Genomic DNA, 10,415 nt, shown 5'->3' with positions numbered 1-10,415 from the left:
CGTTGTCGGGTGAGGCGTCGGATATCGCGGCGACGGACCGGGCGCTTGTGGAGTTGTTTCCTGAGAATGAGTCGTTGCACCGGTGGTTGAGGATGGCGGGGGAGCGGGTGCGTTTTCAGGGGTTGCCGGCGCGGATTTGCTGGTTGGGTTATGGGGAGCGGGACCGGGCGGGGGAGCGGTTCAACGAGATGGTGGCGTCGGGTGCGTTGCAGGCGCCGTTGGCGATCGGGCGGGATCATCTGGATTGTGGTTCGGTGGCGTCGCCGTACCGGGAGACGGAGGCGATGCTGGATGGTTCGGATGCGATTGCGGACTGGCCGTTGCTGAATGCGATGGTGAATGTGGCGTCGGGTGCGTCGTGGGTGTCGTTGCATCACGGTGGTGGTGTGGGGATGGGCCGGTCGATTCACGCGGGTCAGGTGTGTGTGGCGGACGGGACGGCGCTGGCGGGCGAGAAGATCCGCCGGGTGCTGACCAACGACCCGGGCATGGGCGTCATCCGTCACGTGGACGCCGGATACGACATCGCCGAGAACGTCGCCACCGAACGCCACGTCCGCATCCCCATGCGCGAAGAAGGGGCCGTGTGACCCCGGTGGCCGCGTAGTACGGAGTGGTCGAAACCGTGGTGATCCGACGGCCGCGGTGTCCCGGACCGGCCGGGCCGTCCGGCGCGCGGATCTCCCCGGACGCGCAAAAGCCCCGCGGTATGCATCGCCTGATGCGTACCGCGGGGCCCGGAGTTCTTTCGTGTGGCTATTCGGCGGGGGCCGGTGCCGTATCGGCCGGTGATTTTCCTGTGGGGTCCGGTGCGGTGGCGTTTCGCGGGCGGATCCAGATCAGGTGCACCACGGCCAGCAGGGCGAGCCAGACGGCGCCCACGATCAGGGCGATCCGGGTGCTCGCGGAGAATGCCAGCAAGGCCGTGATTCCCACCATGAAGGCCACCGCGATGATCTGTCCGTACGGCCAGAAGGGCGCGGGATAGGCGAGTGCGGCGGATTCCTCGGCCGGCATCGCGCGGCGGGCCTTGATCTGCGTCAGCAGGATCATCAGCCATACCCAGACGGTGGCGAAGGTGGCGATGGAGGAAATGATGAGGAAGATCCGGTCGGGGATCAGGTAATTCAGCAGGACGCCGAGGAGCAGCGCGCCGATCATGATGGCGACGGTCATCGTGGGGACGCCGTTGCGGGAGAGCCTGCGCATCATCGACGGTGCCTGGCGGCGTTCGGCCATGCCGTACATGATCCGGCCGGCGGCGAAGATGTCGCTGTTGATCGCGGACAGGGCGGCGACCACGACGACGATGTTCAGGACGGCAGCCGCGGATTTGATGCCGAGGCCGACGAAGATCTGGACGAACGGGCTGCCGTCGGACCCGACGTGCTGCCACGGCTCCAGGGACATGATGACGGCGAGCGTCAGCACGTAGAACAGCACGATGCGCAGCGGAATGGAGTTGACGGCTCCCGGGATGGTTTTCTCCGGGTTCTCCGCCTCGCCCGCCGTGACTCCGATGATTTCGGTGCCACCGAAGGCGAACATCACCACCGCGAACGAGATGATGAATCCGTGGGCACCGTGGGCGAAGAAGCCGCCGTTGTTCCAGAGGTTGGAGATGCCGACGTGGGCGCCGCCGCCCTTGATGCCCAGGACGAGTATGGCGATACCGGCGATGATCATCGCGATGATGGCGACGATCTTCACCAGTGAGAGCCAGAATTCCAGCTCGCCGAATACCTTGACGTGGAGCAGGTTGATGGCGCCGATGACGGCGATGGCGGCCAGCAGCCAGATCCAGCGTGGCACATCGGGAAACCAGAAGCCCATGTAGACGCCGAGGGCGGTGATGTCCGCGATGCAGACGATGACCATTTCGAACGCATAGGTCCAGCCGGTGGTGAATCCGGCGAGCGATCCGAGGTGTTTCGTCGCGTATTCACCGAACGAACCCGCGCAGGGGTGGTGCACGGCCATTTCGCCGAGCGAGCGCAGGACGAGGAAGACGGCGGCTCCACCGATCAGATAGGCGAGGAGGACTGCGGGGCCGCCTGCCTGGATCGCCTCGGACGATCCGTAGAAGAGGCCGGTGCCGATCGCGGAACCCAGCGCGATGAAACGTATGTGGCGCGACCGCAGGCCCCTGCGCAAGGTCGCTGTGTCGGTGGTCAAAGAATGCCCCTCCTTCGGGAACAGCACGTCCGTCCCTGACGTGTGGCGTGGATGTACGACGGCCTGGCCGAGCCGGTCGGTAACACCCCTCGCGTGACCGGAAGAGCGTCTGTACATTCCTGTATAGACAGGCACGTCAAGAGGTGATCCAGTGCGTGAACGCGAGCCGGCGTCCAGTGCCTCACCCGCCGCCGGGCGGGCGCTGGACACTCTCCTGCACCTCGCCGCCCGCACCGGTCCGGTACGGGCCCCGGCACTCGCCCGCGACCTCGGATTCCCACGTTCGTCCGCCTACCGCATCCTGGCGATCCTCATCGATCGCGGTTTTGTCGTGTATCTCCCCCAGGAGCAGGCGTACGGCCTCGGCGTCGCCGCCTTCGAGATCGGCACCGCCCACCTCCGTCACGAGCCGCTCGAACGGCTCGCGCGCCCCCTTGCACCGCCCCATGGCCGACGGCGGCGGCGCGGTGGTTCAGCGGGAATCGAACGTGCCCTTCAGCCGGTAGCGCGACCCCGGGTGCAGCAGCCGCGCGATGCTGACCAGCGCGTCGCCCGACCAGGTACGCCGCTGGATCAGCAGGCAGGGCTCCGAAGGGGCCACCCCGAGGATGCCGCACTCCTCGGACGAGGGCAGCACCGCCTCGACGACGTGCTCGCCCTTGCCCAGCGGCGCCACTTCGGACAGGAACGTGAACGGCGTGCGCCGGGTGAAGTCCTGCTCCAGGTAGCCGGGCGCGAAGTCCGGATGGACGTAGCGGTCCTCCAGCTGGATGGCCACCTCGTCCTCGAAGTGCACCACCTGGGAGTGGAAGACCCGGGCCCACTCCCCCAGACCGAAGCGTTCGCCGGTCTCCTGCTCCGCCGCCTCCTCGCGGACGAACAGCACCTGGGCATGGTACCGGTGCCCGCGCCCGCGCACCTCGTCGGCGATGTTGTGCACCTCCACCAGCGCGGAGCTGCCCTTGTGCAGGGCCACGAAGCTGCCGACGCCCATCACCCGGCGGATCAGGCCCTGGGCGGCCAGCTCGCGCAGCGCGCGGTTGATCGTCATCCGGGACAGGCCGAGCGCCTCCACGAACCGGCTCTCCGAGGGCAGTGCGTCGCCCTCGCGCCACCGGCCGCTCATGATCTGCTCGGTCACCAGGTCCTTCACCCGCTGGTACGCGGGGGCCGAGCCCGACGCGCCCTGCGCATACCGCCGCGCGAGATCCGCAGCCTCCACCACCACGCCGTTCACCGCCCTCGCCTCGTGGTCGCGCACCACGGGCCCACGCCGCGTGCACCGCGATTCTATGGCGTCCCGGACCCGGGCGATCCGGACGCCGTCCCTGGTCCGGTGTGGTGCCGGGCACTACGAAGGCGCCCGGCACCACGGTGGCGGCGAGCGGGAAGGCCGCCGCCCGTCGCCGCTGCCGTCAGCCGGTGATGATCGCCGGGTCGCTGACCCCGGGGCTGCCGTTCTCGACGTGGCCCGCGAAGCGCCGCAGGTACGTGCCGTCGCCCTCGCCGGTGACGCTCAGGTCGTACCAGCGCGCGCCGTCGCCCAGCGCCACCCGGTGCGTGACCCGGCCGGCGGCCGGCACCGTGACCTGCTCGCTGGTGCCGCGGTAGCTCTCGGCGACGGTCAGTACGCAGTCGGCGGCGCCGGCGTTGGTGAGGGTCAGCTCGACGGCGCCTGCCGCGTCGTGGCGGGCCGTCACCTCGGGCCCCGCGGTCTTCCCCGGGCCGCGGAAAGTGCGCAGGAATCCGTTCGGGCCGTGCACCGTGAGGTCGTAACCGTCCTTGGAATAGGCGGTGTTCCAGGTGTCGGACAGCTGCTTGCCGGCCTCGGTGGTGTACGTCCACGGGCCGTCCGTGCGGTCAGCCGCGGTGACCAGGAAGCAGACGCCCGCCGCATCGCCGCCGCCGAAGGCGAGGGTGATCTTCCCGGTCGACGGGGTCAGGGAGGCGTCCGTCAGCGGCGCGTACGGCAGCGGGCGGGCCGGGCGGGAGCCCGCTTCCTGCTTGGGGAGCACGGGCTGTGCGGGCGGCTTGGGCACATAGCTCGGGTGCCGGTCGCGGTCCGGCGGCTCGTAGGCGGCGGTGTCGGGCAGCGCGGCCGGTTCGGTGTCCTTGAGGCCGAAGTCGAAGGCGGAGGTGAGGTCGCCGCAGATGGCGCGGCGCCAGGGCGAGATGTTCGGCTCGGCCACGCCGAAGCGGCGCTCCATGAAGCGGATGACGGAGGTGTGGTCGAAGACCTCGGAGCAGACGTAGCCGCCGGTGCTCCAGGGCGAGACGACGAGCATCGGCACGCGCTGCCCGAGGCCGTAGGGGCCCGCGGCGTAGCGGACGTCGCCGGGGAAGGAGTCGAGGGCGGTGTCGACGGTGGAGGCGCCGCGGTCGGCGGAGGCCGGCGGGTAGGGCGGGACGAGGTGGTCGAAGTAGCCGTCGTTCTCGTCGTAGGTGAGGAAGAGCGCGGTCTTGCTCCACACCTCGGGGTTGGCGGTGAGGGCGTCCAGGACCTGGGAGACGTACCAGGCGCCGTAGTTGGCAGGCCAGTTGGGGTGTTCGCAGAACGCTTCGGGGGCGGCGATCCAGGAGATCTGCGGGAGCTTGCCGGCCTTGACGTCGGCCTTGAGGTGGTCGAAGTAGCCGTCGCCGTTCTTGGCGTCGGTGCCGGTGCGGGCCTTGTCGTACAGCGGGTCGCCGGCCTTGGCGTTGCGGTACTTGTTGAAGTAGAGCAGGGAGTTGTCGCCGTAGTTGCCGCGGTAGGCGTCGTCGATCCAGCCCCAGCCGCCCGGCTCGTCCAGGCCGTCGCCGGTGTCCTGGTAGATCTTCCAGGAGACGCCTGCCTGCTCCAGCCGTTCGGGGTAGGTGGTCCAGTCGTAGCCGGCCTCGTCGTTGCCGAGTACCGGGCCGCCGCCCTTGCCGTCGTTGCCCGCGTGGCCCGACCAGAGGTAGTAGCGGTTGGGGTCGGTGGCCCCGATCATCGAGCAGTGGTAGGCGTCGCAGACGGTGAAGGCGTCCGCGAGCGCGTAGTGGAACGGGATGTCCTGGCGGGTCAGGTAGGCCATCGTCCCGGCGGACTTGGCGGGTATCCACTGGTCGTATTTGCCGTCGTGCCATGCCTGGTGGCCGCCGGCCCAGTCGTGGTTGAGGCCCTCGATGAACTGCATGCCGAGGTTCTCTGCGTCGGGGTGGTAGGGCAGTACGTCCTTGGTGCCGTCGGACTGCTGCCAGACCGGCTTGCCCGAGGGCGCCATCGGGCGCGGGTCACCGAAGCCGCGTACGCCCTTGAGGGAGCCGAAGTAGTGGTCGAACGAGCGGTTTTCCTGCATCAGCACGACGATGTGCTCGACGTCCTTGATGGAGCCGGAGTTGCGGGTGGCGGGGATGGCAGCGGCGCGGGCGATGCTCTGCGACAGGGCGGCGAAGCCCGCGGTGGCGCCGGCGATCTGGAGAAAGCGGCGCCGGTTGAGTTCAGGCATGAGTCCGGGAACCTCTTGGGGTGGGGGGTGAGCTGACATGGACGTGCGGGTCGGGGACAGGAGTCAGCAGAGTCTTCCAAGAGGACCGAGTGCCGGGGAAGGGGTGGTGGCGCGGGAGTGACCGGTGCGGGGCCGCGCCGGGAACAGCCGGGACGGCGCGGACGACGGCGAGGCGCCCGCCGTCGGGGCGGGCGCCTCGCTTGCTCCGTGGTGGCCGGTGTCAGACCAGCAACGCCTCGTCGGGCCTGGCCCCTGACCCGCTGTCACCGGGCCGGGATCCGGGCTCCGGCACCTCGGCGCCCGGCCGCGGCTTCGCGTCCGGCACGCTGCGCAGCGGCGGCCGTGCGGACAGCCGCGTCCGGCGGGCCGCGGCCACCCGGCGGGTGAACCACACGACCTTGCCGTCGGCGGTGCCGCAGGTGCCCCAGCTGTCACTGAGGGCGGCGACCATGGCGAGGCCACCGTCGCCCACGCCGCGCAGCCGCGGCATCCGGGGGCCGCGGTCGGTGACCGAGACGGTCAGGTGCCGGCCGCTCCAGCGGACCTCGACCACGCAGACGGCGTCGGGGCCGACATGCCGGTGGACGTTGGTCAGCAGCTCCGCCACCCCGCGGCAGACGGCCGGGACCTGCGCCTCCAGGTGCCAGTGGCGCAGATGCGCGGCCACGATGCGCCGGATCTGCGGCACCCGCTCCGCCGAAGCGGGCAGTTCGACCGTATAGCGCCGGTTGCTGGACAGGGTCATGGTCGTGGCTCCTCACCGCGAGGCTCACCCGCTGCACCGCGTTGTTCCCCGACGACCGACACGAAGAGTGAGCAGTGGTCACTTACGAGTGAAAACCATCGTCACCCCACCGGGCGGCACGCGCAACAGATCCGGTGTCAGGGCAGGTGCGGCAGGAGCGCGTCCGGTGTGAGCGGCAGGTCGCGCAGCCGCACGCCGGTGGCGTGCCGTACCGCGTTGGCGATGGCCGCGGCGGCGCCGACGATGCCGATCTCGCCGATGCCCTTGCTGCCCATGGGGTTGAGGTGCCGGTCCTCCTCGTCGAGCCAGTGCGCCTCGATCGCGCGGACGTCGGCGCAGGACGGTACGTGGTAGGAGGCCAGGTCGCACTCGGCGAAGTCGCCGAAGACCGGGTCGACGGTGCTGGCTTCGGTCAGCGCCATGCCGATGCCCATCGTCATGCCGCCGATGAACTGGCTGCGTGCGGTACGGGAGTTGAGGATCCGGCCGGCCGCGTACATGCCCAGCATCCGGCGGACGCGTACCTCGCCGGTGACGGTGTCGACCTGCACCTCGGCGAACTGCGCGCCGAACGCGTGGCGTGCGTAGGGCGATCCGGCGGCGACCTCGTCGCCGGTGTCGGCGTCGGCGGTCAGCCCCTCTGCGGGCAGCGGCCCTTCGTGCTCCCGCAGCCGCTCCCCCAGCGCCGCGCACGCCTTGTGGACCGCCCAGCCCCAGGACGCGGTGCCCGACGAGCCGCCGGCCAGGGAGGCGTCCGGCAGGTCGCTGCGGCCGATCGCGAGGTGCACCCGTTCCTCGGGCACGTCGAGTGCCGCGGCGGCGATCTGGGCGAGCACGGTGCGGGCGCCGGTGCCGATGTCGGTGGCGTTGAGGCGGATGTGGAAGCTGCCGTCGGCCGCGGCGTGCGCCTGTGCGCTGGACGGCATGATCAGCACGGGGTAGGTGGCCGCGGCGACGCCGGTGCCGATGAGCAGGTCGCCCTCGTGTCTGACTCCGGGGCGCGGGTCGCGGGGGCGCCAGCCGAAGCGGTCGGCGCCCTCCCGCAGGCAGCGGGCCAGGCCGCGGCTGCTGAACGGGCGGCCGGTGTCGGGCTCGGTGCCGGGTTCGTTGCGCAGCCGCAGGTCCACCGGGTCGATGTCCAGGAGGACGGCGAGTTCGTCGATCGCCGACTCCAGCGCGTACATGCCGGGGGCCTCGCCCGGTGCGCGCATCCAGGAGGGGCTGGGCACGTCCAGGGCCACGACGTGGTGCACGGTGCGGCTGTTGGGCGAGGTGTACATGGTGCGGGCGGGTACGGCGGCCTGCTCGACGAACTCCTTGATGGTGGAGGTGGAGGTCGTCACCTCGTGCGCGAGGGCGGTGATGACGCCGTCGGCGCCGGCGCCCAGCCGCACCCGCTGGATGGTCGGCGCGCGGTGGCCGACGACGGCGGCCATCTGGCGCCGGGGCAGGGCCAGTTTGACGGGGCGGCCGGTGTGCCGGGCGGCCATCGCAGCGAGCACCACCTGGGGCCGCGCGGTGCCCTTGGACCCGAAGCCGCCGCCGACGTGCTCGGAGATGACGGTGACCGCGTGCCGCGGCAGGCCGAACGCGGCGGCGAGATCGTTGCGTACCGGGGTGGAGCCCTGGCTGGAGTCGCGGACGGTCAGCCGTCCTTCGGTCCACCAGGCGGTGGAGGCGTGCGGCTCCATGGGGTGGTTGTGCAGCGGGGTCAGGCGGTAGGTCGCGTCGACGGTGATCAGCGCACCCGCGTACGCCGTGTCGAAGTCGCCGCGCTCGCGGGCCCCGGCGTGCCCGCCGTTGGCCTCCTTCGGGATGTAGAGCCCCGGGTGGTCCGCGGTCAGCACGACGTCGTGGTCGAGCGTCTCGTAGCCGACGCGGACGGCATCGGCCGCGGCGCGGGCGCCTTCGATGGTCTCGGCGACGGCCAGCGCCACGAACCAGCCCCGGTGCGGGACCGCGGTGTCCTGGAGGACCGCGAGGGTCGGGTCGTCGGGCGGTTCGAGCCGCGGCGCGTTCTCGTACGTCAGCACGGCCAGCACTCCGGGGAGCGCGAGGGCGTCAGCGGTGTGCACCGCGGTGACGTGGCCGCGGGCGATGGTGGCGGGCACCGGCCAGGCGTACGCGCAGTCCTGCGGGGCCTGTTCGAACGCGTAGCGCGCGCTGCCGGTGACCTTCTCGCGGCCTTCGCGGCGTACGACGGGCGCGCCGAGTACGTGGCCGGGTGCACGCGGCGGGGCGGGGTGCGGATCGTGACTCATGGCGCGCGTCCTCACGTGGTCCTTGCGTCGTGGTGGTGGTCCGCCGCGGGTGCGCTGCGCGGGGCGGCGGGGCGTGCCGTCGCCGGGTGTCCGGCGGGCGGCGGGTCATCGGCGGCGTACGGCGAGTTCGCCCAGGACGGAGACGGTGAGCCGGCGGGCCAGGGTGACCTTGAAGCCGTTGTCGCGCAGCGGCCTGGCGGCGGCGAGTTCGGCGTCCGCCGCGCGCCGGAAGGTGTCGGCGGTGGCCGGGGCGCCGCGCAGCACCTCTTCGGCCGCGGTGGCGCGCCAGGGCCGGTGCGCGAGGCCGCCGTAGGCCAGCGCCGCGTGCCGCACCATGCCGTCGCGGACGTCGAGTTGGGCGGCGACGGAGACCAGCGCGAAGGCGAACGAGGCGCGGTCGCGGGCCTTGCGGTAGAGGGAGTGCGCCTCGGCCGGTGGCGGTGGCAGCTGCACCGCTGTGATCATTTCGCCGGGTGCGATGACGGTGTCCCGTTCGGGGTTCTCGTCCGGCAGCCGGTGGAAGGCGGCGGCCGGGACGGTCCGTTCGCCGTCAGGGCCTTGCAGATCGACGGTGGCGTCGAGGGCGGCGAGCGCCACGGCCATGTCGGACGGGTGGGTGGCGACGCAGTGTGCGGAGTACCCGAGTACCGCCAGGTCGCGGTGGGCGCCCTCGCGGGCCGGGCAACCGGTGCCGGGCTCCCGCTTGTTGCAGGGTTTCGAGGTGTCCTGGAAGTAGCCGCAGCGGGTCCGCTGCAGCAGGTTGCCGCCGGTGGTCGCGGTGTTGCGCAGCTGCCCCGATGCGCCGGCCAGCAGGGCCTGGGAGAGCACCGGGTAGCGGTCGCGGACGATGGGGGCGGCGGCGAGGTCGCTGTTGCGGACGGCGGCGCCGATGCGCAGGCCGCCGTCGGGCAGTTCCTCGATCCGGTCGAGCGGCAGCCGGCTGACGTCGATGAGCAGGTCGGGGGCGGTCACGCCGAGCTTCATGAGGTCAATGATGTTGGTGCCGCCGCCGAGGAACTGGGCGCCGGGGTGCGCGGCCCTGGCCTGGACGGCCTCGGCGACGGTGGCCGGCCGCAGATAGCCGAACGGTTTCATGAGGCCACCTCCTGGCCGGCGGGGGCGACGGGTCCTGCGGCGGCCCGCCCGTCGTGGGCTGCCACGTCCCCGACCGCCTCGACGATCCGGGGGTAGGCACCGCACCGGCACAGGTTGCCGCTCATCCGCTCCCGGATCTCGTCGGCGGTCAGCTCCACCGGGGCGCCCGATACGGCCGTGTACGGCGTGACGTGCGAGGGGAAGCCGTCCGCCGCCTCGCCGAGTACGCCGGCGGCCGAGCAGATCTGGCCCGGGGTGCAGTAGCCGCACTGCAGGGCGTCGCGGTCCAGGAAGCTCTCCTGGAGCGGGTGCAGCAGGTCGCCGTCGGCGAGACCTTCGACGGTGGTGAGGGCCCGGCCGGTCTGGGCCACGGCCAGGAGGAGGCAGCTGTTGGCGCGCCGGCCGTCGACGAGCACGGTGCAGGCGCCGCACTGGCCGTGGTCGCAGCCCTTCTTGGCGCCGGTGAGGCCGAGCTGTTCGCGGAGCGCGTCGAGGACCGTGGTGCGGTGATCCAGGGTCATCCGGTGCGCTGTGCCGTTGACGTGCAGGACCAGGGCGGAGGCCCCGTCGCCCGGCGGCGGTCCTGCGGCGTCCTGGGGAGGTGCGGTGGGCTCCACGCGCTCGCCTTTCGGGACAGGGAAGTTGCCTCCTGCCTACCAGGAGTCCGCGGCC

7 protein-coding genes and 2 pseudogenes are annotated in these 10,415 nt (G+C 71.6%); 2 read left to right on the top strand and 7 right to left on the bottom strand.

All coding sequences use genetic code 11. From position 1 onward, the window contains the following. A pseudogene (locus ACGFNI_RS27725) lies at positions 1-590 on the top strand (urocanate hydratase); the annotation flags it as partial. A gap of 166 nt (positions 591-756) precedes the next feature. On the opposite strand, the gene ACGFNI_RS27720 reads toward ACGFNI_RS27725, so the two are convergent. Beyond that, on the bottom strand, positions 757-2,175 hold the full coding sequence (locus ACGFNI_RS27720; RefSeq protein WP_393687385.1) for an amino acid permease: 1,419 nt from the start codon (positions 2,173-2,175) through the stop codon (positions 757-759). Positions 2,176-2,326: 151 nt separating this feature from the next. Between ACGFNI_RS27720 and ACGFNI_RS27715 the strand changes: the two are divergent. Next, positions 2,327-2,455, top strand: a pseudogene (locus tag ACGFNI_RS27715) (hypothetical protein); the annotation flags it as partial. Positions 2,456-2,647: 192 nt separating this feature from the next. On the opposite strand, the gene hutC reads toward ACGFNI_RS27715, so the two are convergent. The 6 genes from hutC to ACGFNI_RS27685 form a co-directional block, all read right to left on the bottom strand. Continuing rightward, positions 2,648-3,439 carry a histidine utilization repressor gene (gene hutC, locus ACGFNI_RS27710; RefSeq protein WP_393687384.1) on the bottom strand — a complete coding sequence of 264 codons (792 nt, stop codon included), beginning with the start codon at positions 3,437-3,439 and terminating at the stop codon, positions 2,648-2,650. A 151-nt stretch (positions 3,440-3,590) separates the two neighbouring features. Beyond that, the gene (locus ACGFNI_RS27705; RefSeq protein WP_393687383.1) at positions 3,591-5,642 is read right to left on the bottom strand and encodes a phosphocholine-specific phospholipase C; all 2,052 of its coding nucleotides are present in this window, start codon (positions 5,640-5,642) and stop codon (positions 3,591-3,593) included. 220 nt (positions 5,643-5,862) lie between these two features. Further along, positions 5,863-6,387, bottom strand: coding sequence for an ATP-binding protein (locus tag ACGFNI_RS27700; RefSeq protein ID WP_393687382.1), 525 nt, complete (start codon positions 6,385-6,387; stop codon positions 5,863-5,865). 137 nt (positions 6,388-6,524) lie between these two features. Next, positions 6,525-8,648 carry a xanthine dehydrogenase family protein molybdopterin-binding subunit gene (locus ACGFNI_RS27695; protein WP_393687381.1) on the bottom strand — a complete coding sequence of 708 codons (2,124 nt, stop codon included), beginning with the start codon at positions 8,646-8,648 and terminating at the stop codon, positions 6,525-6,527. A 105-nt stretch (positions 8,649-8,753) separates the two neighbouring features. Further along, positions 8,754-9,743: an FAD binding domain-containing protein gene (locus tag ACGFNI_RS27690; protein WP_393687380.1), complete on the bottom strand. Its 990-nt coding sequence runs from the start codon at positions 9,741-9,743 to the stop codon at positions 8,754-8,756. Beyond that, entirely contained in the window at positions 9,740-10,360 is a 621-nt protein-coding gene (locus ACGFNI_RS27685; protein WP_393687379.1) for a 2Fe-2S iron-sulfur cluster-binding protein, read from the bottom strand. Before ACGFNI_RS27685 ends, ACGFNI_RS27690 begins: the two co-directional genes overlap by 4 nt. Positions 10,361-10,415 lie beyond the last annotated feature (55 nt).

The organism is Streptomyces sp. NPDC048644, from assembly GCF_043199105.1.
Taxonomy (GTDB): Bacteria; Actinomycetota; Actinomycetes; order Streptomycetales; family Streptomycetaceae; genus Streptomyces.
The sequence above is the reverse complement of the archived record's forward strand: the minus strand, read 5'-3'. Positions and strand labels throughout refer to the sequence as shown.